The sequence below is a fragment of the Nostoc favosum CHAB5714 genome (genome assembly GCF_020829495.1).
Lineage (GTDB): Bacteria > Cyanobacteriota > Cyanobacteriia > Cyanobacteriales > Nostocaceae > Nostoc > Nostoc favosum.
Genome location: NZ_JAIVFQ010000074.1, coordinates 1 through 24,612 on the forward strand (window position 1 = coordinate 1; position 24,612 = coordinate 24,612).

The window sequence follows — 24,612 nt, forward strand, 5'->3', positions numbered from 1 at the left end:
TGTCCCATTAATTCTGAGAGTTAAGAGAACGAACCGCAAAGGACGCAAAGAGCGCGAAGTATAAGAGGTAAAGAAGAGAAATTTAAAACTAATTCACCTATCAAAACTAATGGAACAGACTACTAGTTCAATAGTAGTAGGTATTGCTAGTTGCTCAAAGATGAGACTTATTATCCTGTAAGTTGGAAGTATCCGGCATCTGCCCTCATGGAGAATTTGGCTTGATGTTGCTTTGCCTGCGAATTGAAAACTTTGCCTTAATTGACCAACTGGAATTGGAATTTGGCGCGGGACTAAATGTGTTAACAGGTGAAACCGGCGCTGGAAAATCAATTATCTTGGATGCCATTGATGCCGCTTTGGGCGGTAAAGTCTCTAGTCGAGTCATTCGCACGGGGACAAGTCGGGCGATGGTAGAAGCTACTTTCACCTCAAACGCCCCTCTAGCGGCTTGGTTAACCGAACAAGAAATAGATTTGCTTGATGAAAATTCCGTAGTCATTAGCCGAGAAATCACAGCTACTGCTAGTAATATCCGCAGTCGATCGCGGGTGAATGGCGTGTTGGTAAATCGGCAGATTATGGGAGGAATGCGCGATCGCTTGGTGGAAATCACAGCCCAAGGTCAAACTGTACAAGTGGGACAATCTGCCCAAGTCCGCGACTGGTTGGATTTATATGGTGGTGACTCTCTGATGCAGCAGCGTCATAAAGTCGCCACTAGCTTCAGTGCTTACCAACAGGCGCATTTAGCACTAGAAAAACGCCGGACATCAGAACGGGAACGGTTGCAACAACTCGACTTGCTCACTTATCAAGTGCAAGAACTGGGAGCAGCCAATCTTAGCGAACCTAATGAATTGGAACAGTTGGGACAAGAACAAGAACGCCTAAATCATGTCGTCGATTTGCAACAGATGAGTTACAAGGTTTATCAGGCTTTGTATCAAAACGATCATGAAACTCCCGCCGCAGCAGATTTATTGGGAGACAGTGAGGCAACATTAAATGACATGGTGGAATATGATACCCAACTGCAACCCTTATTAGAATTGGTGAGGGACGCACAAGCTGCGGTAATGGAAGTGGGAAGGCAGATTAATGCATACGGGGATGGCTTGGAAGCCGATCCGCACCGATTGGAAGAGGTGGAAGAACGAATTCAGGAATTAAAGCAAATTTGCCGCAAGTATGGGCCGACACTTACAGAAGCGATCGCCTATTACCAACGTATCCAAGGGGAATTAGCCCAACTTAACGACAGCGAACAATCTATCGAAAGTCTAGAACAGCAAGAAAAGGCGTGTTTTGAGAAACTCACCCAAACAAGTAATCAGCTAACTCAATTGCGGAGTAAGGCGGCTGCTAATTTAGAATCACGTTTGATCGCTGAACTCAAGCCCCTAGCGATGGAAAAGGTGAAGTTTCTGGTTGAGATAGTGCCTGCTCCCCCAACTGCTATGGGAGCAGATAAAATTACCTTTATGTTTAGTTCCAACCCTGGAGAACCACTGCAACCTTTAACGGAAGTTGCCTCTGGCGGGGAAATGAGCCGCTTTTTACTGGCGCTGAAAGCTTGTTTTTCTCAGGTTGATGTGGCTGGGACAATGGTTTTTGATGAAATTGATGTCGGGGTTTCGGGAAGAGTCGCCCAAGCGATCGCTGAAAAATTACACCAGCTAAGTCAACGCAACCAAGTATTATGTGTTACCCACCAGCCTTTAGTTGCAGCAATGGCTGATCGCCATTTCCGCGTAGATAAGCAAACTATCAATCAAGGCAAAGGTAAAAAAGCCAACAATGACAACGCCGAGCAGCGTACTGTTGTCAGAGTTACTACCTTGGATAATTTAAATACTCGCCGGGAAGAACTAGCACAGTTAGCTGGTGGTAAATCTGCAAGTGACGCGATCGCTTTTGCCGAATCTCTGTTATTACAAGCTGCTAACCACCGTCAAAAAATTAAAAATTAAAGATAAATCTACACTTTGGTGCGTTACGGACTCTGCCCTAACGCACCCTACATATACCTAGATTTTTTCACGTAATCAAATCAGATTGCTTTAGGAGTAATCTGCTCATTGCTATTTTTTACTCATGATGCCCATTTGTCAAGTCCGATTTATACCAATTTACATGATCTTACCCTTCAAATTGCATTAGTAAAAGTATCTAAAGATTTGACATAAGCATCTAAAGATTTGGCACAAGCATCTAAAGATTTTTCATTGTAAAAATAAATTAACTTTTTTATATTTAATGACATAACCAGCGTAAATTGCAGGTTTCTTTTAGTCAGTAATCTTCATAAAAACACTCTGTAATTTAGTCAGAAAGCTCAATATTAGCAATTAAAAAAACAATAAGAAAGCTACAAAGAAAGCTTAATTGTGCTTTTTTGACATTGATAAATGAAGCAAAATTTATATCCTAATAGGAGGATTAACTCTAATGGCATCTAATACAAATTCTGTTCCTGGTAACCCCGTTAATGGTGGTGGTCAGGCTAGCAACCCCAGCGATCCTTTCGCACCTGGAGGAGCTTTTGGCATCCCAACGGCTGAGAGCTTCGATTTTGATAAGTATGGAATTCCAAAAGAAGGCAGCTTCGATTCCGCTAAGTATGGAATTCCACAAGAAGGCAGCTTCGATTCCGCTAAGTATGGAATTCCACAAGAAGGCAGCTTTAGTTTGGGTAGCTCTGGCATCCCAACGGCTGGCAACTTCGACTTTGCTAAGTATGGAATTCCACAAGAAGGCAGCTTCGACTTTTCTAAGTATGGAATTCCACAAGGAGGCAATATACCATTTGGTACTGGTGACGGCGGTTTCCCAATTGCTTAGTGCCAGCATAACTTTAAAGGCGAATTGAAGTTAGAAATTATCCCAAAATTCTAGCTTTTTCTACCTTCTAATTACACGATGTGCGATCGCTAAACAAAAATCCCACCTGATGCAAAAGCTAACATGTTCTGATTGTTATCTCTTGCTGGGGTGGGATAAATATTATCTATGGAATAATATCATGTCTGCTTGATTACTTATTAAACCCGAATCACCCCACCCCGCCAAAGCTACGCTTTGTCTCCCCTCCCCGCAAGCGGGGAGGGGATTAAGGGGTGGGGTGCAATGACTGTGGGAATCATAACTAATTATGCGGACATGATATAAATGGTAGTAGCTATGACTTTCTCATCTGATACTACCATTTTTATTTTTACAGCAGTTTGCAAGTAACTGAGGTACAAAATGCAGGAATTCAAATCAGACATAATTCTATTTATACTCCTGCAAAGCCCCTAACTTACGAATTCCTGGCCAAATCATTGCCGTAGCAATCACCACTACAATTGTGCCAATTCCACCACCGACAACGGAAATCACTGGGCCAAATAAAGCAGCAGTCAAGCCGGACTCAAAGCCCCCTAATTCATTCGAGGCACTAATAAATACGCTATTAATAGCAGCAACCCGACCACGCAAATGATCCGGTGTTCTGATTTGAACTAATGTATGGCGAATCACAACGCTAATACTATCTAGTGCGCCACCAAGGATCAGCATCAACATAGACAGCCAAAAGGAACGAGAAAGTCCAAAGATAATTGTTACAACTCCAAAGCCAACCACTGACCACAATAAGGCTGGGCCTGCTTTGCGTAACGGTGGTAAATACGCCAGGGTGATAGCCATAGTCAAAGCACCGATGGAATGAGCTGCTTGTAGATATCCCAACTCTACTGGCCCCACATGTAAAATATCTTTGGCAAAGATCGGAAGGAGCGCGATCGCACCACCTAACAATACAGCAAACATATCCAATGTAATCGCTGCTAAAATTAACTGATTCTGCCAAACAAACTTAGCACCAGCTGCAAGTGCTTTGAATGAGATTGGCTCGGTTGAGCGAATACTTTTTTGCTCTTTGATCGCCAGCGTTAAAATAAAACACAGTAAAGCTGCGATCGCTGCTAACACATACACTCCTGTAGCACTTCCTAGTAGCGCAATCCCAAATCCTCCGAAGGCTGGGCCGATAACTGCGGCTAACTGAAAGCTACTACTATTCCAGGTGGCTGCATTCGTAAACGCACTAACAGGTATCAACTGCCACATCAGAGCATCACTGGCAGGTTTAAGAAATGCCCTAGCGACACCTGTTAATACCAAACAGGCGTAAATTAGAAAAATTGCCCCTTGAGTATAAGAAAGTACCCCTAAAGCTAGGGAGCAGAGAGCTAGCAACATTACCGAGAGTAACATGGTCACTTTGCGCTCGCGGCGATCGGCAACATCTCCAGCAATTAAGGTGAGAATAATCATCGGTAGGACTTGCGCCAGTCCTACACCACCTAAAGCGATCGCTGAGTTCGTCCGCTCATAGAGTTCCCAGCCAATCGCTACAGTTTGCATTTGCGACCCCACGAACAGCACCAGCCGTCCAATGGTAAATAGCCGATAGTCTCGAAACTTAAAGGCTGCAAAGGGATCGTGCTGTGCAACCTCAGAGTTATGGGGATTTGAATTCTGTTTTCTCGAAGACATTTTTTAGTAGAGTTAAGCCTTCTTCAATGTTGGAAATTTGGTCTTCTGTAAGACCTTTCAGCAGATCAGTAATATGAGCGCGAGTTTGATCTTGGGATTGTTTGAGATGGTGTTTTCCATCTTCAGTTAAATTGAGCAGCACCCGCCGCCGTTCTTGAGGATGAGCGCAGCGTTTCACGAAGTCGCGTTGTACTAAGCGTTCTATGGTTGCTGATGCCGTGGCAGAGGTGACACCTAAATGCTCTGCTAAGTCAGATAATGAAGCACCAGGATTTCGGTTGATAAATGCTAGCGATCGCAATTGAGGTATAGATAAAAAAGCGGCACTATGGGCACGCATATCCGCTCGGATAAACCGCATCACTAATGGAACTGTTTCCATTACTCTAGCGGCACATTCTTCGGAAGTTGCACCTTGATTAGGTTTATCCAAGGTCATGGGCTTGTTGTTCTCCTAGTTACATGGCCACCCGTGGATAAAGTTTTCCACCAATAATGGCCAAAATTATTAATGTTAATAAGAGAATTGTACAATCCAGACCAAAGCCATAGATGCTAGTGCCGTTTAACAGCATGGTGCTACGTAAACCGTCAACCTCATAAGTCAAGGGATTTAAATGGGAAATGAACTTTAACCAACTGGGCATCAACGAGATCGGATAGATGGCATTGCTAGCAAAAAATAACGGCATGGTTAACAATTGTCCAATACCCGTCATCCTTTCTCGGCTTTTCACCAAACAGCCAATAATTAATGAAAAAATACAAAATGTTCCCGCCCCCAGCATGACCAGCAGTAGTACTTGGAGAATAGCTAAGGGATGAAGATTTAGTTTGACACCTAATAAAAATGACAATCCGTAAATAAATATCACCTGAGATAAGCACCGTACCCCACATGCTAGACCTTTGCCCAACACCATCGCTACACGGGGTGTTGGACTAGCTAAAAATTTATGTACAATCCCTAAATCTCGCTCCCAGATTAGCGTCATTCCACCACTAAAAATTGCCACAAACAAAATACTCTGAGCCAAGATGCCAGCAGAAATGAAGTCCAAATAGGGTAAGTTTCCTGTGGGAATCGCGCGAGTGCGGGAGAAAACTTGTCCAAAGATTAGGAGCCATAATGCTGGTTGCACAGCTCGAACTATTAAATCAGTGGGATCGTGGCGGAGTTTACGTATTTCTAATTCTGCGATCGCCAGGGTTTTTGTAACTAACTCTTTAATTGCAGAGATCAAATTTACTCGGACAGTGGGTGGTGTTTTAACCCAACCGTTGAGCAGTACGTCTGGTTCTTGCTGTGTCACGGTAATTGACTCCTGATGTTAACTGGTCGCCTGTATAGTGAATAAAGACATCATCCAAAGTTGCATTTGGGTTATCTAAAGAAGCTTTTAAATCACTCGGTGTACCTGTGGTAACGACTTCACCTTGCTGCATAATCGCCACTCGGTTACATAAGCTATCCGCTTCTTCTAAAAAGTGGGTTGTTAAAAATATAGTTGTGCCGTAATCAGCACAGAGTTGTAGTACAAGCTGCCATACTTGAGTTCGAGCGATGGGATCTAGTCCGACAGTCGGCTCATCAAGAAACAAAATTTGGGGTTGATGTAGAACTGATATGCCAATTTCCAGCTTGCGGATCATCCCACCAGAGTAGTTTCGTACCAAGCGTTTCGCCGCATCTTGCAAACCCATGTATTCTAGAATTTCATAGATGCGGCGATCGCGTCCTTTGGCAGGTATTCCATACAGCTTGGCGAAGATTAAGAGATTTTCGTAACCCGTGAGACTACCATCAGCAGACAGCGCCTGGGGGACATAGCCGATAGCCCGTCTCACAGAATTAGATTCACGAGTCACGTCATAGCCAGCTAAGGTTGCTTTCCCTGCACTGATAGGCAGTAAGGTTGTCAACATCTTAAGAACTGTACTTTTCCCTGCGCCATTGGGGCCAAGCAGTCCAAATACTTCGCCCTGTTCCACAGATATGCTCAGGTTATTAACTGCGGTTAACTTCCCAAAACGGCGTGTGAGTCCCTGAGTTTCCAAAATCAACGGTTTTGGTTCTTCTTGAGGTTGCGATCGATTTATTTTTCCCGTCAGTATTGTCACAAGTTTGATGCACCAGATTATTTAGTTAAGCTAACTATTAGCTTCTCAATAGATTTGTCTGAAGTCAATACCTACTCTAAAAATAAAAATTATGTCTAATTCAGCCAATCTTATCCCAAATGCAGAAAATGCAGTCGTTGATATTCGTAAACTGCGTGACTACTGTCTTAATTCAGAGCATGATAAAGGAAAAGATAAAGCCCGTTTGTTTTCATCAATCTTGGGTATAACAGCAGACAATGCTGAAGAATTGCGCCACATTCTTTTAGAAATAGTCAAAACTCAAGAAGTTCGTTTGGGACGACGTGATGAATTTGGACAACGTTACATACTAGATTTCACGCTCAAATGGCAAAATAAAAGTACGACCATTCGCAGTGCTTGGATTATCGAAGAAGGTTCTGATGTCCCAAGATTAACAACCTGCTATCCTCTGTAATATCTGGAAGTGATACAAGATGAATAAAAGTACAATCAAGTTGCTGGATGTAGTAGCACTGATAGTTGATTTACCTGAATACAACCTGTACCGTGGTCAAGTTGGCACAGTAGTAGAATTATTAGCTGGTGGTGCTGCATTTGAGGTTGAATTTAGCGATCGCAATGGACGCACTTATGAATCTGTCGGTTTACGCCCAGAGCAAATTATGGTGTTACATTTTGAGCCAGCATCCCCTGATTCAGTCCCAGAAATGGTGTCAGCGTAATCGGTATAAAAACGCAGATGCTAATGAGATTTATGATGGGCTACCCTGACGCACATAAACATAGAGAATCTGGCGATCGCTTATTGTATATTGTAATTTTAAGAGCCATACCAAGATAGATAGAAAGTAGAGAGCGAAATAATGCTAAAAACATTCAGAGCTTGGTTGAAAGGAAGTAGTTTAGAGTGGATTGATGATGTACCTACATTGGGAGAGCAACAAATCCCAGTTCATGTTACATTGCTGGAAAATGAATCAGTCATAGATAAACAAGCACGGGGACGAAGAATGGCTGAAATATTAGAAAAACTTGCTATGAGTCAAGCTTTGACTGATGTTGATCCAGTTATTTGGCAGCAAGAAACTCGTCAAGACCGTTCACTTCCGGGACGATAAAACGTGCTGCTTGATAGCAATATTATTATATATTCTGCTCAACCAGAAAACGCCCAATTGAGAGAGTTAATTGCTGAATATGCACCTGCGGTATCAGCACTCAGTTATTTGGAAGTGTTAGGCTATCATCTGCTTAAAGAGGAACAACGTCAGTATTTTGAGGAGTTTTTTCAAGTTGCTCAGGTTTTACCAATCTCTCAAGATGTGTTAAATCAAGCGGTAATTCTGCGACAACAGAAACGAATGACTTTAGGTGATGCAATTATTGCCGGCACTGCTTTGGTGTATGGACTAACTTTGATAACAAGAAATACAGATGATTTCCGTTGGATTACACAGGTGAGATTGTGGAATCCGTTTGAGTCTGATAAACCCAGTTAAGAGAAAAGTGCGACGCCGATAGCGAACAATACGGTTCAGTTAAGGATAATTGTAGGTTGGGTTGAACGAAGTGAAACCCAACAAATGCCCGAAAATGTTGGGTTTCACTTCGTTCAACCCAACCTACGCAAATTTATTTTTCTGGCTTAACCCAAGCGTATTGTGGTATAAGCAGATTTTCACTAACTAAGGTATTACCCAATAACAGACTAAGCTGAGTGTGTATTCAGATGTTTTATACTACTGCCCTATATGTGTTTATGTCTTTATCAAAAAATGCAGCAACACAAACAAGCCTTTGGTAGTCTTAAAAAAATAGGTTTAAAAACCCCCTGTTATTTAAATGTATAATTCTATACAAATTGTCCACAGTTATCTCAATTGGGGTCGATGATTATCGTAAATCAAAGGGTTTAAGACCCCTACCTCTACAGATAGCATCATTTTCAGTCGGGGTTTAAATCCCCGTCGGAAAATGTCTAAAATGCTTGAATTTTGAATTTTGAATTGTTAATGCGTCCATCTACTGCTAGATATGTCTAACCATCCCTTGAACGTTGCAAGATCAACATTATTTTGGCGGCGTCTGTTCGCTATTGTTTTCACTAGTAGTTCGTTGCTCCCCAACTTTGGAAGCGAACCAGCAAGGGCGCAAGTAACCCAGTATTGTCAATTATCATCAACGGCGGCACAAGAAAAAGAAAACTTACGTTTGTCAGCCCTCAAAGGCAAACCAGATGCCCAAACCCGCTACCAAAACATTCTAAAAAAACAGGCACAGGAATTACAGGAGTGCCGCACGCGGACTTGGCCGCAAGTCCAAGCCATTTGGTTGCGCTTGTATCCTTGTGACATTCAGCCAGGAATAATTGATCAGATTATGGATCGGATTGTCAACCGTGGCTACAACCAAGTTTATTTAGAAGTATTTTACGACGGGCAGGCATTATTGCCAGCAAAAGCTAACCCGACGGTTTGGCCTTCTGTAATTCGCACCCCAGGATCAGAAAACGCCGATTTACTCGCCACAGCAATTCAAAAAGGTCGGCAACGCGGTTTAAAGGTTTACGCCTGGATGTTTACTACCAATTTCGGCTATACTTACGCCCAGCGCCGAGATAGAGAAGGTGCGATCGCTCGTAATGGCAAAGGTCAAACGAGCCTATATGTGGTAGATAACGGCTCTCAACTATTTATCGACCCCTACAACTTGCAAGCAAAACGCGACTACTACCAATTAGTAAAAGAAGTTTTGCGTCGTCGCCCAGATGGCTTACTATTAGACTATGTGCGCTATCCCCGACAAGCAGGAAGTGATTCCATCGCCACCAAAGTTTCAGATTTATGGCTATTTAGTCCTGCAATTCAAGAAGCTTTATTTAAACGGGCACAAAATTACAAAGGGCTGGACTTGATTCGGCGCTTTTTGAGTAAGGGATTCGTCAGCCCTGGAGATATAGCGGAAGTTGATAAACTTTATCCTCAAGAAGGGGAACCCCTCTGGCAAGGACGCATTCCCCCATCAGCGCAAAAGTCAATTCTGTCTGCAAGAGATAGACAGCCACTTTTACAATGGGAATTATGGCAGCTTGCTGTTGCCCACGCCATGCAAGGAATTTTAGATTTTGTCACCATAGCCAGTTATCCAGCAAAGCAGCAAGGTATTACCACGGGAGTCGTGTTTTTCCCGGATGGCAACCAAACTGTAGGACAAGGGTATGATTCCCGTTTGCAACCTTGGGATCGGTTCCCCACTACATTGCAGTGGCATCCTATGGCTTATGGGAATTGCGGTAATGTCAGTTGTATTGTGACACAAGTGCAACGAGTTTTGAGTATGGCAAAACCGGGTACGCAGATAATCCCAGCTTTAGCAGGCAAATGGGGAGAGTCTGTTAGTAATCGTCCATCCCTAGAAGCGCAAATGCAGGCACTTCGCCAATACGCCCCCCAACTGAAGGGAGTTAGCCATTTTGCCTATTCTTGGCAATATCCTGAGAATGATAACGATCGCAAATTTTGTCGCAGTCGGTAAGTAGCAGAATTCAGGAGTCAGGAGCGGAGCCGGAGACGCTCCGCCTCCGGTCAGAATTCAGAAGAAAAATTCCCCTCATCTCCCACTAATTGATTCTGAATTCTGTATTCTTCTTCAATTAACTCTTAGCCAAGTCCTCTGGTGTATTACAGTTAAACAGCATTTCTGGTTCTGCTAAAGGTAAAACTTCTATAGGATATTGCCGAAGCCACTGCTGAAACGATCGCCCCCCTTGGTTGATAAACTCTAAAAGTTGTGGCAAACAGCGACGGCGATAAAAACCACATAGAGGTTCCCAGCCTTTGGGATGATCGGCTAAAGCTGCGATCGCATTATCCCCCACCCTATCAAGTCTAGTTACCCAATTTTGCAACACCTCAACCCGCAACCTCGGCAAATCGCAAGCTAGCAGCAGCACCCAATCTGTTTGCACTTCGGCTAGCCCTTGGGCAAATCCAACTAGAGGCCCGTGGGCTAGAGGTTCTCCAGATAAAGGCACTTCTCGGATAAATTGACAACCAGGCAAAAGCAAATTTTGATAGCGTTCTGGCCAGGGAGTGACTATATAAACAGTATCGGCACAGCTTTGAGCAATGCTACAAACTCGCTGTAACAACGGCACTCCTTGAATGGGAATCAAGGCTTTATCTTGACCCATCCGAGAACTTTTACCGCCTGCTAATACAATGGCGGTTAATTTGCTACATGAGTTAATAGTCATTCGTCAAAAAAATAGAGGGTAAAAAACGAGTCAAACTAAATTAACCCCTGACGCTGAAAGTAGAATAAATTTATCTTCTACTTAAACCCCATCATGGCTATCCAAGAACTCGAACAACAACTCCTTCAGCTTTCCCCCAACGATAAACTGTACATCATCCAACTCCTTGCCCAAAGCCTGACCACACACAACAAAACCCACCCAGATCAACCAAGCAAAATCTCAGAGTTTTTCCGTCAATCCCCCCTGGCTGAACTCATCGAAGAACTTGACCTTAGTCGAGATCGCACCCTTCCCCGCGATGCCTTCACCCCATGACTTATCTCCTTGATACCTGCCTGATTTCCGAACTTGTTGCTAAACAACCAAATCAACAAGTTTTAGATTGGCTAGATGCCCAAGTGCCAGAAACACTTTACCTTAGCGTCATCACAATTGGCGAAATTGCTAAAGGCATCAGCAAAATTACTGCATCTAAGCGGAAAGAATCTCTAACAACTTGGCTGAATGAAACCCTGCCTAATCGCTTTCAACAAAGAATCTTAAATATAGATGTCTCAACAATGTTGTTGTGGGGAAATTTAGTCGGGCAACTAGAACAGAATGGACGACCTCTACCTCTCATGGATTCTCTTATTGCAGCGATTGCAATTCATAACTCTTTATCACTTGTCACCCGTAACGAAAAAGATTTTGCTGGGACAGGGGTTCTAATGGTTAATCCTTGGTCTGTTTAGGCATCATCACTATACGGGGTCAAATGAGCAACCGCGCAGAAAGTTATGATCGGGACTGGATGACCTGCTGGTAACATTCTAGTTGGGAGAAATAAAACTATTTCACGCCCTCACCTGACTTTTCTGGACTTGCTGCAATAAATGCTCTACATTTTCTGCTGGTGCAAGACACTTCAAACCTTGGCAAACTAACCCAACGCTTCCTTCCGGTAAATCAGATGTTATGGCAAACACAGCCGTTGGTAGAAACTTGGGGATCAGAGAGTTTATTTGCTCAGTGGTGCTGCGAATCAAGGTAGAATTACGATACCAATCCAACGCTGTAAATAAACTGGGACAGGCTTGGGGAGCGCGATGCATGACACTCCTAAAAGCTTTTAAGCCAAGTTCTGCTAAATCCAAATAATCTAGATTATCCGTGAGTAGGGCGAGACGAACAAGATTAGCGATCGCAATTCCATTAGCTGATGGTGTAGCATTATCAACGTAACTGCGCTCCCGCACAATTAAATCTTGACTAGAACCACTTGATGTGTTATAGTAACCACCTAACTCTACACTCCAGAGAAATTCGTTGAATTCATCTTGGATAGCGATCGCTTTTTCTAACCATTGCTTATGCTCAGGGTTGGAAGCTTGTAAATCCAGGAGAGCTTTAATAAAAAAGGCGTAATCTTCAGACTGCGCTAAAACGGTTGGTTCTCCTTGATAGTTGAGTCGGTGGAAACGTCCATCGACAAACTGATTTTCCAAGATAAAATTCGCTGCTCGTGCTGCTAATTCCAGATATAACGGTTCTTGGAAAACCCCAGCCGCTTTAGCCAGCCCAGAAATCATCAAGCTATTCCAAGCGACAATCATCTTCGTATCTGTCACCGAGGGAATGCGACCTGGCCAGTTAGTGCTTTTTGCTTCCTGGTTGTTACGAGCCGGGGGAAAAGTTTCTAAAGACTCAGAACTAACGCCATAGCGAGCGGTAAACAGCTTGCTCAGAGACGTTTCCAGGGTTGCACTCAGTTGCCCTGAATAACGCCTTTGCAAGACATTGCGCCCTTCAAAGTTGCCGTTAGGTGTCACCGTAAACTGTTCTAATTCCCTTAATTCTTCAGGCGTTAACAGTTCTTGTAGTTCGCTGTAACTCCAGACGTAAAAGGCTCCTTCTTCTGGTTCTACTGCCGTGGGTTCAATGAAGCTGTCGGCATCTTGAGCAGCATAGAAGTAACCTTCAGGCGCGGTCATTTCCCGCTTCAGCCATTGTACAGTACCAGCAACTGCTCTCTCAAATGCTGCTTCTTGTACTCCTGCACTCCATAAAGAAGCTATATACTCCACAATCTGTCCATTGTCGTAGAGCATCTTTTCAAAGTGGGGTACTGTCCAAGTAGCGTCAACAGTATAGCGATGAAAGCCACCGCCCACATGGTCATAAATGCCTCCCAGCGCTAAGTCTAGTCCCCGTTGGGTACAAACTTGCTTGCCATCATAGCGAGATTCAAAATTAAATCGAGTTCCCCCCAGTGCTAATTCTGCATAAGGAATCATCGGAAAGCTATTACCAGATTGACTAGGAGTAATTATACCTGTGCTAGTTTCCCAACCTTGGCGGAGTAATTCATGGTCTTCAAGCTCATCTGTTGTACCATCTTGCAACACCGCAGACGTGAGCAGCGACTCAATAATTAAGGCTTTGCGTTGCTGTAATTCTGCTTTTTCTGTATCGTAATAACGGCGAAGAGCTTGCAACACCTGCAAAAATCCAGGACGACCATAACGCGGGTCTACAGGAAAATAAGTACCAGCATAAAAAGGCACTAAATCTTCTGGGGAAAGAAATACGTTTAAAGGCCAACCCCCTTGACCACTCATCATCTGCAAAGCTTGCATGTAGATGCTATCGAGGTCAGGTCTTTCTTCCCTGTCTACTTTGATGGGAAGATAATTAGCATTCATGTAGTCAGCGATCGCAATATCAGAAAAAGCCTCGCCTTCCATGACAGTACACCAGTGGCAACTAGAGTAGCCAATGGAGAGAAAAATCGGTTTATTTTGCGCCCTTGCAGTTGCAAGTGCTTCGTCACACCAAGACCACCAATCAATCGGGTTTTCGGCGTGTTTGCGGAGATAAAGGCTCTTAGCTTCAGCAAGGCGATTAGTCATGATCAAATGCAAATAGTTGCCTTCTTTGCTCAGTCTATCCTCTTCTCAGGAGTCTTAGGCTAGACGGGTATGTAGATAAGCAAGAAATCCTACGAGCGAATTATCCCTTGGGTCAGAGGTCGTAGTGCATATCTGTGATATTGCTGACCAAAAAATAATTTGGATGCGGAGCAACTAAATTTATTTATCTGACTTTTCACGTTATGTGGAAAAGTCCACCAAAAACCTAACCCCCTAACCCCCAACCCGTGGCGGGAAGGGGGAAAATTCAAAGTCTCTCTCCTTTTAGGAGAGAGATTTAGAGAGAGGTTTTCCAGATGACCTGAATTGTCAGATTCATTTATGGGGTTCAAAATTATTGACTTTTGACTTCCCAGAAGGGGCTGACACCTATGCAATTTGTGAAAAATTCTTACTGAAAAGATCGCAATAGTAAGCTAACGATATTTGGTGGCGTTTCTCGCACAGGTGATGCTGTCTTTGACTGAATTAAAGTATTTGGGCTAAGTCCTGCTATCAGGTGGAGCAAGAAGGTGATGATGGCGGCTTGTACAAGTTTTTCCAGCATGGCACGTCTCTCTGGGTGGATAGCATTTCAAGTATGACTAGTTATTCTAAATACATTCATTACTCTCGACTTACTGAATGTAACAAAAATAAGTTGATATTTGCTGAGGTAAATCCTAAAAAATGTTTAAAATGTTACAGGATTAACATAATTCCCTAAGCAAATCTGATTTTGGTTATCGGTCTAATCACCACATCGCCAAAGTTGTCCAGCAAATGCCGAGATATGAGGTTGGCGATGATTGGAGTTTTTTGATTTGTTCTTCATGGGATATTTTCTTAGACACCTTTTGCCATTAAAAAGTGCCCTTGGGGGTTAAATTTATCGCAAAATCATCTTTTGTACTGTTTTTGGGCAAGGGAAAACGAGAAAGGTTTGATTTATCTGCTTGAGAACAGTAGAGATAAACCCCAGTTTCGTGCTGTCACCGATAAAATGTATTTAAAGTAGCCACAAACACGCTTCCATGATTCCTATCGTTATTGAACAATCGGGTCGAGGCGAACGCGCCTTTGACATCTACTCACGGCTGTTGCGTGAGCGCATCATCTTTTTGGGACAACAAGTTGACAACAACATTGCTAACTTGATTGTTGCCCAACTGCTGTATTTGGATGCCGAAGACTCGGAGAAAGACATTTATATGTACATCAATTCTCCCGGTGGTTCGGTGACGGCTGGTATGGGCATTTTTGACACTATGAAACATATTCGCCCTGATGTCTGTACCATTTGTACCGGATTGGCGGCGAGTATGGGCGCTTTCCTCCTCAGTGCTGGTGCTAAGGGTAAGCGGATGAGTCTACCCCATTCTCGGATTATGATTCATCAACCTCTAGGCGGCGCTCAAGGACAGGCGACTGATATTGAAATTCAGGCGCGGGAAATTCTGTACCACAAACGGCGGCTAAACGACTATTTAGCTGAACATACAGGTCAACCAATTGAGCGGATTGCTGAAGATACTGAACGTGACTTTTTTATGTCACCAGAGGAAGCCAGAGAATACGGCTTGATTGACCAAGTGATTGACCGTCACGCTGCTGGTAGCCGCCCAGCAGTTGCTGTTCTTAATTAATAGTCACGATTGGTAAATGGTGATTTACCACTTTTAATTCAATACGCTTGGGTTAAGGAAAATTGTAGGTTGGGTTAAGCAAAGCGCAACCCAACAAAGCCCCGAAAATGTTGGGTTTCGCTCCTCAAACGCCACTTGCTTCTCCCAAGGGGAGACGCTGCGCGAACAAGTCGGGAAACCGCAAGGGCGCAGTGGCTCCCCAACCTACACAATTTAAGGTTTTTGGCGCTAACCCAAGCGTATTGACTTTTAATTTTCTTAAACCCTAAAAATAACCCCTTTTCATAACTGAAGAGGGGTTATTTGACTTCAAAACTTGATTTAGAAATTCAAAACTTGATTTAGAAGTTGGAAATCAAAATCCTGCTCTTGGGTCTGGCTGAGATTGGAGATATTGGAGGAATTCGTGCAATTCATCATCGGTCAGTAAAGAACGCGATCGCTTCCCATAAGTTTTAATTAGATGCTCCCGTCCCTGTTCTGGTGTCCAGCCTAAACGCTCTATCTCGACATCAGTCTTAGAGGATGTTTGACAAGTCGCAAAGTATACTACGAACCCCGCTTCCATTCCTCTCCCCGAAACGGAGAGAGGCTTTGAAACCCCCCTTCCCTACAAGGGAATGGGGGCTAGGGGGGTTAGGTTTGGGAGGCTTTGATGTTACCAAAAATACTTTTCAAACATCCTCTTAGCCAATACCTTCTTCCAAACAAGCAAATGCGTACGCTCAACAAGCAAATGCGTACGCTCAACAAGCAAATGCGTACGCTCAACAAGCAAATGCGTACGCTCAACAAGCAAATGTGTACGCTCAACAAGCAAATGTGTACGCTCAACAAGCAAATGCGTACGCTCAACAAGCAAATGCGTACGCTCAACAAGCAAATGCGTACGCTCAACAAGCAAATGCTGTCGCTTAACAAGCAAATGCTGTCGCTCAACAAGCAAATGCTGTCGCTCAACCTGACTTTTCACGGGATGTGGAAAAGGGGATAGACTTTTGCAAGAGGTCTATTAGTCCTTACTAATGACTAATGACTAATGACTAATGACTAATGACTAATCAAAATCCCGCTATTGGGTCTGGCTGAGATTGTAAGTATTTGAGGAATCCGTGTAATTCTTCTTCAGTTAGCAAAGTACGCCCGCGCTTACCATAGGTTTCAATCAGATGCTCCCGCCCCTGTTCTGGTGTCCAGCCTAAACGCTGAAGTTCGACATCTGTTTTAGCAATTACATCCGATAAATCAACGGGTTCAGCTTTCTTCTTTCTCTTTCCTGTCACTGGCGGGGTAGCGACATCCTCTTGAGGGTTGTAACTCCGAGGTGTAAATGGTGTGACATTATTGGCAGAAATTGCTGGAAAGGTTTGATTTTCTAGCTGGTTATCAAAGGTTATTTCCAAGTTTTCCACTGGAGGATCAAATTCTAGCTCCCGGTTGGTAGTCACAGGAAAGTTTTGACCTAAATCCTGGCTATAGGTATCGCTTGCTAGGGGCGCAGCATTGCTGTAGCCGTACTGTTCGTTAATGTTTGTTACTACTTCTGGTTTGATATTCCGTACTTTAGAGGGTGGTATAGATATTTCTTTGTCACTGACTACTGGCCACTGACTACTAACAAAATCCTGATCTTTTGCAGAGGAATACGCAGCAGACTCATCTAATCCACCTTTGGTATTCAAGGAAGGGTTTAGCTGCGCTGGGGGAATTGGATTTGAGCTAAATGCTACTGATTGCTGTGGTGCATTTGTAATACCCAAAACTATCAGTGCCCTGGTTCTGGCTTGGTCTTCTGCTGCTTCTACTGTTTCTGCTGCTGCCATACCCGTAGCACGGGTTACGCCTTCTATTTGCACGCTTGCCCGGACAATATATTTTCCTTGAAAAATTTGCACTAATTCAGAAATCAGACTGCCTTTGGGATACAAGCTCTGGAATTGAGCCAACATAATACTGCTACCAATCTAAATATTTTTAATAACGGAGTTGATACTGCCTGTATGTTCAAGCTAGCTCATCTGCCCTTACTTTAATTTACATCCACTCGATACCCAGGATGCCTGCCAATATTGCTTACTATCTTTGACATCCTCCTCAGCCTGAAGGCGTGAGGATTCCAATCTAATCAAACAGACTTAGCTGAATGAATTCCTGGCGGGGTCATCAGTTTCTTGGCAGGCGATGAGTAAGTATAATTCTTTGCTCTGAGCTATCTAAGGTGATATTCTTGCTTTGCCTTGTGTCCCAATTATTGTAACAGTAGCTCTTTTTTGACGAAATTTTTTGCTAGTGCTAACTTGTCTGGGTAGTCTTGCCTGCAATGCTATACTGATTACCCAACTGGATATCTAGAAGTATTTTCTGGAAGTGCGCTCTAAATCTACAATAATGGAGATAAGGTTCGCCCTCACTGCTTATTAACCTGCTCACCTAATTGTTACCGATTCTACATGTGGGAAAATTGGGTTCACGGCAGTTTTGCCTAGTTAAAAATCAGAGTCTAATGTCGTAAAATTACTTTCACTCTAGACAATCAAACACCTGTAGTTTCCACGCCACTTGCTCCACTTGGGGAAACCCCAGACGCTCGATAGCGCAGCATTAGCGACGTAGGAGCGTCTGACTCGCTAACGCTGCGCTATCGACGGGAACCGCCAAGACGGAGGCTGCCTCACCGCAGTGGCTCCCCTGCATAGCGCTTTTGGGCAGTATGGATTCTCTAAACCCAGCTTCTCAAAAACCCGTCGCGTAATTACCTAGCGGGGCTAAATCCTAATCAGGCGTGTAATCTTAAGTTTGGTTAGGTGAAGAGACTTGAACGCAGGCGAACTCTGAGAGCATCGTGCAGTGAGAAGTTCGTAGACGCCCAGAGTTGTCTGTGGGTCGCCTTCCTTTGCTCCCAACTGCGGGAGTAGTTTATCGCTCTTGCGGCGTTGGGCTTCCTTTCCTTAGAACTTAGGAAGTCTTGCCTCTGAGCAATTCGTTTCCAACTTGTTTCTGTAAGCCGTGAGGGTATACAGAAAAGAACCAAACAAAAAAATGATGTTTTGACCAAAGGTCGGTTCACTGCATGGAATTTTCAATCGCTACACTCCTTGCCAATTTCACCGATGATAAATTGGTAGCTCGGAAGGTTTTAGAAAAGAAACTTGGCTGTGAAGATGAAAAAAGTTTACAAAAACTTCACATTGCCTTAGATGTTCTGGAAAAAATCGGTATTTTAGTGAAAGAACGGGGCAAGTACCGCCGTGTCTCAGAAGAGGGAATAATTGAGGCAAAACTCCGTTGTTCTAGTAAAGGCTTTTGCTTTGCTATTCAAGATGTGGAAGGAGCTGAGGATATTTACATCCGCGAAAGTCATCTGAGTAATGCTTGGAATGGCGATCGCGTTTTGGTCAGAGTTCTCAAAGAAGGCAGTCGCCGTCGCTCTCCCGAAGGGGAGGTGAAGCTAATTCTAGAACGTTCTAACCACACGTTACTGGCACGAATTAAGCAGGTGGAAGCTGGTTTCCGGGCTGTGCCTTTAGATGATCGATTGCTGTTTGAACTTAAGATTCAGCCTAACGGGGCAAAGTTGGAAGAAGCGATCGATCACCTGGTTCATGTAGAAGTTTTGCGTTACCCATTGGCACAATATCCTCCCCTTGGTCGAGTAGTGCAAATCCTCGGTAGCGATGCCGAAGCTGCTGCTGATATAGATTTAGTTACGTGCAAACACGACCTTTCCCGGACTTTTCCAGATAATGTGCTAGATGCAGCCGCCAAGTTGCCCAAAAAGCTACTCAAAGCAGACCTGAAAAATCGGCTGGATTTACGTAATTTATTTACCTTCACCATTGAAGGAGTAAATGGCGATACCAAAGTTATAGAAAACGCTTTTAGTTTAGAAAAAAACTTAGCCGGAAATTGGCTTTTAGGGGTTCATATCACCGATGTTTCTCACTATGTCCAACCTGACGAAGCCCTAGATAGAGAAGCACTCAAACGGGGCAAATCAGTGTATCTGGGAGAATTAGTACTGCCAATTTTGCCCCCAGGTGTGGTAGAACGCTGTTCTTTAGTACCTGGGAGCGATCGCTTAACTATCTCTTTTTTAATTACCATTGATCCCCAATCTGGACAAGTCCTAGAGTGGGAAATTCAACCCAGTGTAATCAACGTCGAAACTGCACTGACTACTGAACAAGCTCAAGCAATTCTTACAGGTGAATCTCTTGAGCAATCTCCACAGGTTTCCCAAATCCTGCAAGACCTCCAAGCCTTGCAAACAGCCGTGAAACAGGTACGGTTGAATCGTGGTAGCCTCCAGTTAAATCTGCCGCCTAGCCAAAACGCCTACTATGATGAGGGGATTCTCGGCGCTGTGGTGGTGAATGATTTACCAGTGCGATCGCTACTCACGGAGTTGGTACTGTTAGTTAATCAACTGGTAGCAACTCACTTAAATGCTCTTGGTGTTCCCGCCATTTGGCGAGTCCAAGGCACACCCGATGTTGAAGATGTCCAGGAAATGCTGAAATTGGCAGTCAATTTAGGCGTTGACCTCACACTAGATCCAGAAGTCGATATCCAACCCTTAGATTACCAACATTTGACCACAGCTTTTGCCGAATCTCCCTCTGAGCAAGTTCTTACTTACTTATTACAAGATACACTTAAGCCGTCAGCGTACAGCACCACCAAAGGATCTCACTTTGGTCTGGCACTACCGCAATATGTGCATTTTAGCGCTCCCTTGCGGCGTTACCCAGATTTGCTCATGCAGAGAGTGTATTACGCACTACTCGAAAACGGACGCGATCGCCGCAATACCCGTGTGAGAGAGCGCGTTAACCTGCGCCACTCCTCCAGCCACGAGGAAATTAACTGGAACGTTTTACCCCCAGAATTGCAACAAGAACTGCAAAGCGATTTGACTAGGGTAATTGTCCAAATCAACGACCGAGAAAAAGAAGTCCAAGAAGCTGAAGCCGATTTAGCCGGACTGCAAAAGGCCCAACTGATGAAGCAACGCATCGGTCAGGTATTTCAAGGCGTGATTACCGGGGTTCAATCCTACGGTTTCTTTGTGGAAATTGAAGTACCAGCAGCTGAGGTGGAGTCCAGCAGTAATCCTGGTGTGCCTCTGAGGGTAGAAGGATTGGTACACGTCAGTTCTCTCAAGGATGATTGGTATGAATATCGCGCCAGACAACAAGCACTGTTTGGTCGCAAAAATCGCGCTTCTTATAGACTAGGCGATCGCGTCGCCGTGCAAGTTAAGAGTGTCGATTACTACCGTCAGCAAATTGATTTGGTAACAGTTGGCAGCGATGGCGTAGCCAGAGGTTTAACTGGTAATCCTTCCAATGAGGAGCTTTCAGACCTTTATTTACCAAATGACATTGAGCCTGATGACCTAGATCCTTACTCTGAAGATGAGTAAAATAAACTAAACCTTACGTGTCAAACAACACCAAGCCTCTAATCTTAGGCGTATCAGGCGCATCTGGTCTGATTTACGCTGTTCGCGCAATCAAATTTTTGCTAGAAGCGGAGTATAGTATTGAATTGGTTGCCTCTAAATCAACTTACATGGTTTGGCAGTCAGAACAGGAAATTCGGATGCCACCAGAACCAACCGGGCAAGAACAATTCTGGCGAGAGCAAGCTGGAGTCGCAATTTCGGGTAAACTCCGCTGCCATCCTTGGGGTGATGTTGGAGCCGGGATTGCCAGTGGTTCCTTTCCCACACTGGGGATGATAATTATTCCATGCAGCATGAGTACAGTGGCAAAGCTAGCGGTTGGCTTGAGTTCCGATTTACTAGAACGGGCGGCGGATGTCCAACTCAAAGAAGGACGAAAGCTGATCATTGTTCCTCGTGAAACGCCTTTTAGCCTCATCCACCTCCGTAACTTAACCTCTCTGGCAGAAGTTGGAGTGAGAATTGTCCCCGCGATTCCTGCCTGGTATCATAATCCCCAAACCATAGAGGATTTAGTGGATTTTGTAGTTGCCCGTGCTTTAGATCAACTAGATATTGACTGCATCCCAATTCAGCGGTGGCAAGGTCGTCGTTAACATCCTCAATGGATTTATTGTAAATTTCACAATAGTCCTAAAAAGGTAATGATAGAGATGGCTGATAGTGTCAGTAGTCAGTGAACAGTAGCGAAGAATAATCATAGGACTTACGCACAGGTAACGGAAAATCGAACCACAGAGACACAGAGAAGCCAGTGCGCCCTTGCGGTTAAGAGACTTGTTCGCGCAGCGTCTCCCCGAATCCCAAAGGGAGAGGCTAGCGCCAAGGGAGAAGCAACTGGCGCGACACGGAGGAATAAGAGTTTGAGAGGTATTTTGCGTAAGTCCTGAATCAGACTGATAACTGACCACTGACAACTGACCACTGATAACTGACAACTGACAAAATTGCTATGGCTGTAATTCGCTTAATTCTATTGGTGGCAGTACTGGGAGGACTAACGCTGTTATTAGTCCAAAATTTCTCACCCGCCCTATCGCTAGTATTTTTGGGCGTGCAAACTCAACCATTACCACTAGCTATATGGATTTTGTTTAGTACTGCCACTGGTGCTTTCACATCTATATTAATTAGTACTTTGTTTAACTTATCCAATTATTTTGGGAGAGGACAACGCCAAACTGCTGACCGTCGAAGCGCAACTTCGCCTCGTGCGAAGGCAACCCGTAGAGAAGAATTTACATCTCGCCCTGCCAATTCTCCACCACCAGCTAGTAAAAAAGAGGAGCCTACTAGTGATGTATTTGATGATTGGGAGACAAATAGCAGTAAAGATGATGATTGGAACTTTGATGAAAAGTCAGAGGAAGCACCTACCCGTAATCCTCAAGCTCAACAACCTAACGACTCTAAAACTTACGAACGTCAATCAGAAGCCAAAAGCAGTTCTCAGTCTGGTTCAGTTTACTCCTACAGCTACCGGGAACCAAAAAATACGGCTGCGGGAAAAACTGAATCCGTTTATGATGCTGATTACCGGGTAATCATCCCCCCTTATCAGCCGCCAACTACCAATCAAGCCGATGATGATGATGATTGGGAATTTTTTGATGATGATGATGATTTTGAAGATGATGGTAAACGCCCCCGTCGGTGAGATGTAGCAGGCTACGTCTCTACTTGATGCCACACCGCTCTCTAGACTCTTGCTTGACCCTACCAGTCATGGCAGCTTCCTGCAAAGTCATGAAAGCATTAAAATCCTCCAAGTCATACCGGGTAGTCAACAGTTGTCGTAGTTGATTTTCAGCTTCCACTGTCAAATAGCCAGTTGCTAAAGCTTTTTGTACAAGATCACGAATTCGAGTCATAGTTGACGCCTCATCCATCCTATATTTATTCATTCAGGCTTATTGGGGTGAAATATGCAGTAGTCTTTGTGCCGAAATTCCAACTTGGCAAGCTTTTTTTGGGCGATCGCAGGATATAAGTCATTATTTACACCTTTATAGGAAACATTTAATTGATTAGGGCTTGTTATAACTGAACTTTTAGAATAACGACCCTGTGCTAGTAAAAACACAGTATTGTGTATACTTAAAATTACTTGCCAGAGTGAAAATTCGGGTTATTTAAATAGACAGAAATTGTTTGAATAAAGTTTCAAACAAGCTATATTAATTTTTTAGTTAAGCATAGCGATCGCTATGCAGCAATTACCTAGTTATTTGATGAAAATTACTACATTTCTGAGAAATTTATCGTTTATTATTTATGGTAATTTCACAGAAGAATCGTTAATCTATTGTTTAACTTACTTTAAATATATTAATAACGGTAATAACGAGAGTTGATTCTTCTTAAATAGAAGATAAATTTGTAGAAGGTAAAAACAATATCAAGTTAGAAAAGTTACACGTAAATTTTGATTGTGCAAAAGAAAAAGCCTTAACACCCGTTGAAAATAAATTCTTGAGATGTTTACTTTGCAGTTGTAGTTCTGCGGAAATTGCTAATGGAGTTAATCAAAGTTAAGACAAGAGACGGCGATTTATCGCGTCTTTGTGATGATTTATCGCATCTTTGCGATCTAAAATTTTCATCAAAAAACCTTAACCGAACCGTATTGAGAGTTTACCTCTCTAATTGATTATATAAATACATAGAATAAATGCTGAGTAACCAAGTCAGATAGTCAGTCAAGGTGAAAACTGGAGTCACCCAGGATGCATTAGCGTACCCCTGCTCTTAAGCAAGGTACGCATAGTGTTTCATTCGAGAAGATATCGCTCTTTTGCATTTGAGTAAACAATAAAAGTTTTCAGATAAATTCAAGTTTATACAGCAGATTGCAACAAGCGTGAGGTACAGATAATCGTAGGGGCACAACATGTTGTGCCCCTACCCGTGTATTTCATTTACCTGAAATACGCTGTATCTCATTTATTCTGGCTCAAGAACTTCCCTAATTAAAATTAAACGCTGATTAGCGATCGCCTATCAAGTAATTTTATCCGGTTGCGCGATCGGTGAAAAACTCCGTATTTTTAAATCCTAGATTGAGTCATTAAGTTTATAATTTTAATTTGTGACTCAGCACTCAGAATTGGAGCAAAGCAACTGGTGAGCAGCTTATTAAAAGGAGTAAACCTGTACTTAATTGGTATGATGGGCGTTGGTAAGACGACAATAGGGCGCTTACTAGCAAAGGAATTAGGTTATGGGTTTGTGGATACTGATAATGTCATTGCCCAAGCAACAGGTAAATCTATCAATGAGTTATTTACCGAAGAAGGGGAAGCAGGATTTCGCAAGCTAGAAAGTGACGTGCTTTCACAAGTTTGTGCTTTTACAAAGTTAACTATATCAACCGGTGGAGGCATTGTACTGCGGCGAGAAAACTGGGGTTATCTGCACCACGGTTTGATAGTGTGGCTAGATGCGCCAGTGGAGCTAATTTACAGCCGTTTAGCTGAGGATAGCACAAGACCACTCCTGCAAGATGCTGATCCCAAGGGCAAACTGCGATCGCTCCTCGAACAACGTATACCACTTTACTCTCAAGCTGATTTGCATATCATCGAGCGAGAGGGAGAAACGCCTGAAGAGGTTGCCAAGGGAATACTTGAAGCAATTCCTAGCGTTCTCAAAACACAAGATTCTGATTAGGAAGACTCAAATTACCAAATTTTGGCCATC

Annotated in this window: 24 protein-coding genes and 1 pseudogene; 15 read left to right on the forward strand and 10 right to left on the reverse strand. The window is 43.5% G+C overall.

What is annotated here, in order from left to right:
• The first annotated feature begins 224 nt into the window (after positions 1-224).
• Positions 225-1,973 (forward strand): DNA repair protein RecN, encoded by a 1,749-nt coding sequence (recN, locus tag LC586_RS29900; protein WP_229488934.1) that lies wholly within the window; start codon positions 225-227, stop codon positions 1,971-1,973.
• Positions 1,974-2,451: 478 nt separating this feature from the next.
• Positions 2,452-2,844: a hypothetical protein gene (locus tag LC586_RS29905; protein ID WP_229488882.1), complete on the forward strand. Its 393-nt coding sequence runs from the start codon at positions 2,452-2,454 to the stop codon at positions 2,842-2,844.
• A gap of 432 nt (positions 2,845-3,276) precedes the next feature.
• Here LC586_RS29905 and LC586_RS29910 read toward each other — a convergent pair whose 3' ends face one another.
• From LC586_RS29910 to LC586_RS29925, 4 genes are read right to left on the reverse strand one after another with little or no spacing between them, the layout of a single operon-like run.
• Complete coding sequence (locus LC586_RS29910; protein ID WP_229488884.1) at positions 3,277-4,545, reverse strand: MFS transporter; 1,269 nt, start codon at positions 4,543-4,545, stop codon at positions 3,277-3,279.
• Positions 4,511-4,984, reverse strand: coding sequence for a MarR family winged helix-turn-helix transcriptional regulator (locus tag LC586_RS29915; RefSeq protein ID WP_229488886.1), 474 nt, complete (start codon positions 4,982-4,984; stop codon positions 4,511-4,513). The genes LC586_RS29910 and LC586_RS29915 overlap by 35 nt, the downstream gene beginning before the upstream one ends.
• Before the next feature lie 19 nt (positions 4,985-5,003).
• Positions 5,004-5,858: an ABC transporter permease gene (locus LC586_RS29920; RefSeq protein WP_229488888.1), complete on the reverse strand. Its 855-nt coding sequence runs from the start codon at positions 5,856-5,858 to the stop codon at positions 5,004-5,006.
• A complete protein-coding gene (locus tag LC586_RS29925; RefSeq protein WP_229488890.1) occupies positions 5,815-6,666 on the reverse strand; it encodes an ABC transporter ATP-binding protein in 852 nt (283 codons plus the stop codon). The genes LC586_RS29920 and LC586_RS29925 overlap by 44 nt, the downstream gene beginning before the upstream one ends.
• Before the next feature lie 91 nt (positions 6,667-6,757).
• Between LC586_RS29925 and LC586_RS29930 the strand changes: the two genes are divergently transcribed.
• The 5 genes from LC586_RS29930 to LC586_RS29950 all read left to right on the forward strand — a co-directional run bounded on the left by LC586_RS29930 (position 6,758) and on the right by LC586_RS29950 (position 10,185).
• Positions 6,758-7,105, forward strand: a complete 348-nt coding sequence (locus LC586_RS29930; protein ID WP_229488892.1) for a DUF6883 domain-containing protein — start codon at positions 6,758-6,760, stop codon at positions 7,103-7,105.
• Positions 7,106-7,124: 19 nt separating this feature from the next.
• On the forward strand, positions 7,125-7,373 hold the full coding sequence (locus LC586_RS29935) for a DUF4926 domain-containing protein (RefSeq protein ID WP_229488893.1): 249 nt from the start codon (positions 7,125-7,127) through the stop codon (positions 7,371-7,373).
• Positions 7,374-7,514: 141 nt separating this feature from the next.
• A complete protein-coding gene (locus LC586_RS29940; RefSeq protein WP_229488894.1) occupies positions 7,515-7,769 on the forward strand; it encodes a hypothetical protein in 255 nt (84 codons plus the stop codon).
• 3 nt (positions 7,770-7,772) lie between these two features.
• Positions 7,773-8,150, forward strand: a complete 378-nt coding sequence (locus LC586_RS29945; protein WP_229488895.1) for a type II toxin-antitoxin system VapC family toxin — start codon at positions 7,773-7,775, stop codon at positions 8,148-8,150.
• A gap of 535 nt (positions 8,151-8,685) precedes the next feature.
• Positions 8,686-10,185 carry a family 10 glycosylhydrolase gene (locus LC586_RS29950; protein ID WP_229488896.1) on the forward strand — a complete coding sequence of 500 codons (1,500 nt, stop codon included), beginning with the start codon at positions 8,686-8,688 and terminating at the stop codon, positions 10,183-10,185.
• Positions 10,186-10,303: 118 nt separating this feature from the next.
• Here LC586_RS29950 and LC586_RS29955 read toward each other — a convergent pair whose 3' ends face one another.
• On the reverse strand, positions 10,304-10,906 hold the full coding sequence (locus LC586_RS29955) for a molybdenum cofactor guanylyltransferase (protein WP_229488897.1): 603 nt from the start codon (positions 10,904-10,906) through the stop codon (positions 10,304-10,306).
• A 93-nt stretch (positions 10,907-10,999) separates the two neighbouring features.
• Here LC586_RS29955 and LC586_RS29960 point away from each other — a divergent pair, with 93 nt between their 5' ends.
• Both LC586_RS29960 and LC586_RS29965 read left to right on the forward strand, forming a co-directional pair.
• Entirely contained in the window at positions 11,000-11,224 is a 225-nt protein-coding gene (locus LC586_RS29960) for a hypothetical protein (RefSeq protein ID WP_229488898.1), read from the forward strand.
• The gene (locus tag LC586_RS29965; RefSeq protein WP_229488899.1) at positions 11,221-11,643 is read left to right on the forward strand and encodes a type II toxin-antitoxin system VapC family toxin; all 423 of its coding nucleotides are present in this window, start codon (positions 11,221-11,223) and stop codon (positions 11,641-11,643) included. The genes LC586_RS29960 and LC586_RS29965 overlap by 4 nt, the downstream gene beginning before the upstream one ends.
• 102 nt (positions 11,644-11,745) lie before the next feature.
• Here LC586_RS29965 and LC586_RS29970 read toward each other — a convergent pair whose 3' ends face one another.
• Both LC586_RS29970 and LC586_RS29975 read right to left on the reverse strand, forming a co-directional pair.
• Positions 11,746-13,800 carry a thioredoxin domain-containing protein gene (locus tag LC586_RS29970; protein WP_229488900.1) on the reverse strand — a complete coding sequence of 685 codons (2,055 nt, stop codon included), beginning with the start codon at positions 13,798-13,800 and terminating at the stop codon, positions 11,746-11,748.
• Between the two features lie 412 nt (positions 13,801-14,212).
• A complete protein-coding gene (locus LC586_RS29975) occupies positions 14,213-14,368 on the reverse strand; it encodes a QAALIT motif small membrane protein (RefSeq protein WP_229472093.1) in 156 nt (51 codons plus the stop codon).
• Positions 14,369-14,834: 466 nt separating this feature from the next.
• On the opposite strand from LC586_RS29975, the gene clpP reads away from it, so the two are divergent.
• Positions 14,835-15,446: an ATP-dependent Clp endopeptidase proteolytic subunit ClpP gene (gene clpP / locus LC586_RS29980; protein ID WP_196517036.1), complete on the forward strand. Its 612-nt coding sequence runs from the start codon at positions 14,835-14,837 to the stop codon at positions 15,444-15,446.
• Between the two features lie 355 nt (positions 15,447-15,801).
• On the opposite strand, the pseudogene LC586_RS29985 reads toward clpP, so the two are convergent.
• Positions 15,802-15,969 (reverse strand): annotated as a pseudogene (locus LC586_RS29985) (slr1353 family protein); the annotation flags it as partial.
• Between the two features lie 132 nt (positions 15,970-16,101).
• Here LC586_RS29985 and LC586_RS29990 point away from each other — a divergent pair.
• Positions 16,102-16,440 (forward strand): coiled-coil domain-containing protein, encoded by a 339-nt coding sequence (locus LC586_RS29990; RefSeq protein WP_229488901.1) that lies wholly within the window; start codon positions 16,102-16,104, stop codon positions 16,438-16,440.
• A gap of 67 nt (positions 16,441-16,507) precedes the next feature.
• Here the strand turns inward: LC586_RS29990 and LC586_RS29995 are convergent, their stop codons facing one another.
• Positions 16,508-17,395: a slr1353 family protein gene (locus LC586_RS29995; protein WP_229488902.1), complete on the reverse strand. Its 888-nt coding sequence runs from the start codon at positions 17,393-17,395 to the stop codon at positions 16,508-16,510.
• A 1,121-nt stretch (positions 17,396-18,516) separates the two neighbouring features.
• Between LC586_RS29995 and LC586_RS30000 the strand changes: the two genes are divergently transcribed.
• The 3 genes from LC586_RS30000 (at position 18,517) to LC586_RS30010 (ending at position 22,570) form a co-directional block, all read left to right on the forward strand.
• Positions 18,517-20,871: a ribonuclease R family protein gene (locus LC586_RS30000; RefSeq protein WP_229488903.1), complete on the forward strand. Its 2,355-nt coding sequence runs from the start codon at positions 18,517-18,519 to the stop codon at positions 20,869-20,871.
• A 17-nt stretch (positions 20,872-20,888) separates the two neighbouring features.
• The gene (locus LC586_RS30005) at positions 20,889-21,509 is read left to right on the forward strand and encodes a flavin prenyltransferase UbiX (protein WP_229488904.1); all 621 of its coding nucleotides are present in this window, start codon (positions 20,889-20,891) and stop codon (positions 21,507-21,509) included.
• A gap of 356 nt (positions 21,510-21,865) precedes the next feature.
• A complete protein-coding gene (locus LC586_RS30010; RefSeq protein WP_229488905.1) occupies positions 21,866-22,570 on the forward strand; it encodes a LapA family protein in 705 nt (234 codons plus the stop codon).
• A gap of 19 nt (positions 22,571-22,589) precedes the next feature.
• Here the strand turns inward: LC586_RS30010 and LC586_RS30015 are convergent, their stop codons facing one another.
• Positions 22,590-22,784, reverse strand: coding sequence for a hypothetical protein (locus tag LC586_RS30015; protein ID WP_229488906.1), 195 nt, complete (start codon positions 22,782-22,784; stop codon positions 22,590-22,592).
• A 1,252-nt stretch (positions 22,785-24,036) separates the two neighbouring features.
• Between LC586_RS30015 and LC586_RS30020 the strand changes: the two genes are divergently transcribed.
• Entirely contained in the window at positions 24,037-24,582 is a 546-nt protein-coding gene (locus LC586_RS30020; RefSeq protein ID WP_229488907.1) for a shikimate kinase, read from the forward strand.
• Positions 24,583-24,612 lie beyond the last annotated feature (30 nt).

What these genes read in the sequence shown, in the direction of transcription:
- recN (WP_229488934.1), top strand. Translation starts at nt 225, where the DNA reads ATGTTGCTTTGCCTGCGAATTGAAAACTTTGCCTTAATTGACCAACTG.
- LC586_RS29905 (WP_229488882.1), top strand. Translation starts at nt 2,452, where the DNA reads ATGGCATCTAATACAAATTCTGTTCCTGGTAACCCCGTTAATGGTGGT.
- LC586_RS29910 (WP_229488884.1), bottom strand. Translation starts at nt 4,545, where the DNA reads ATGTCTTCGAGAAAACAGAATTCAAATCCCCATAACTCTGAGGTTGCA.
- LC586_RS29915 (WP_229488886.1), bottom strand. Translation starts at nt 4,984, where the DNA reads ATGACCTTGGATAAACCTAATCAAGGTGCAACTTCCGAAGAATGTGCC.
- LC586_RS29930 (WP_229488892.1), top strand. Translation starts at nt 6,758, where the DNA reads ATGTCTAATTCAGCCAATCTTATCCCAAATGCAGAAAATGCAGTCGTT.
- LC586_RS29935 (WP_229488893.1), top strand. Translation starts at nt 7,125, where the DNA reads ATGAATAAAAGTACAATCAAGTTGCTGGATGTAGTAGCACTGATAGTT.
- LC586_RS29940 (WP_229488894.1), top strand. Translation starts at nt 7,515, where the DNA reads ATGCTAAAAACATTCAGAGCTTGGTTGAAAGGAAGTAGTTTAGAGTGG.
- LC586_RS29950 (WP_229488896.1), top strand. Translation starts at nt 8,686, where the DNA reads ATGTCTAACCATCCCTTGAACGTTGCAAGATCAACATTATTTTGGCGG.
- LC586_RS29955 (WP_229488897.1), bottom strand. Translation starts at nt 10,906, where the DNA reads ATGACTATTAACTCATGTAGCAAATTAACCGCCATTGTATTAGCAGGC.
- LC586_RS29960 (WP_229488898.1), top strand. Translation starts at nt 11,000, where the DNA reads ATGGCTATCCAAGAACTCGAACAACAACTCCTTCAGCTTTCCCCCAAC.
- LC586_RS29965 (WP_229488899.1), top strand. Translation starts at nt 11,221, where the DNA reads ATGACTTATCTCCTTGATACCTGCCTGATTTCCGAACTTGTTGCTAAA.
- LC586_RS29970 (WP_229488900.1), bottom strand. Translation starts at nt 13,800, where the DNA reads ATGACTAATCGCCTTGCTGAAGCTAAGAGCCTTTATCTCCGCAAACAC.
- LC586_RS29975 (WP_229472093.1), bottom strand. Translation starts at nt 14,368, where the DNA reads ATGCTGGAAAAACTTGTACAAGCCGCCATCATCACCTTCTTGCTCCAC.
- clpP (WP_196517036.1), top strand. Translation starts at nt 14,835, where the DNA reads ATGATTCCTATCGTTATTGAACAATCGGGTCGAGGCGAACGCGCCTTT.
- LC586_RS29990 (WP_229488901.1), top strand. Translation starts at nt 16,102, where the DNA reads ATGTTACCAAAAATACTTTTCAAACATCCTCTTAGCCAATACCTTCTT.
- LC586_RS29995 (WP_229488902.1), bottom strand. Translation starts at nt 17,395, where the DNA reads ATGTTGGCTCAATTCCAGAGCTTGTATCCCAAAGGCAGTCTGATTTCT.
- LC586_RS30000 (WP_229488903.1), top strand. Translation starts at nt 18,517, where the DNA reads ATGGAATTTTCAATCGCTACACTCCTTGCCAATTTCACCGATGATAAA.
- LC586_RS30010 (WP_229488905.1), top strand. Translation starts at nt 21,866, where the DNA reads ATGGCTGTAATTCGCTTAATTCTATTGGTGGCAGTACTGGGAGGACTA.
- LC586_RS30015 (WP_229488906.1), bottom strand. Translation starts at nt 22,784, where the DNA reads ATGACTCGAATTCGTGATCTTGTACAAAAAGCTTTAGCAACTGGCTAT.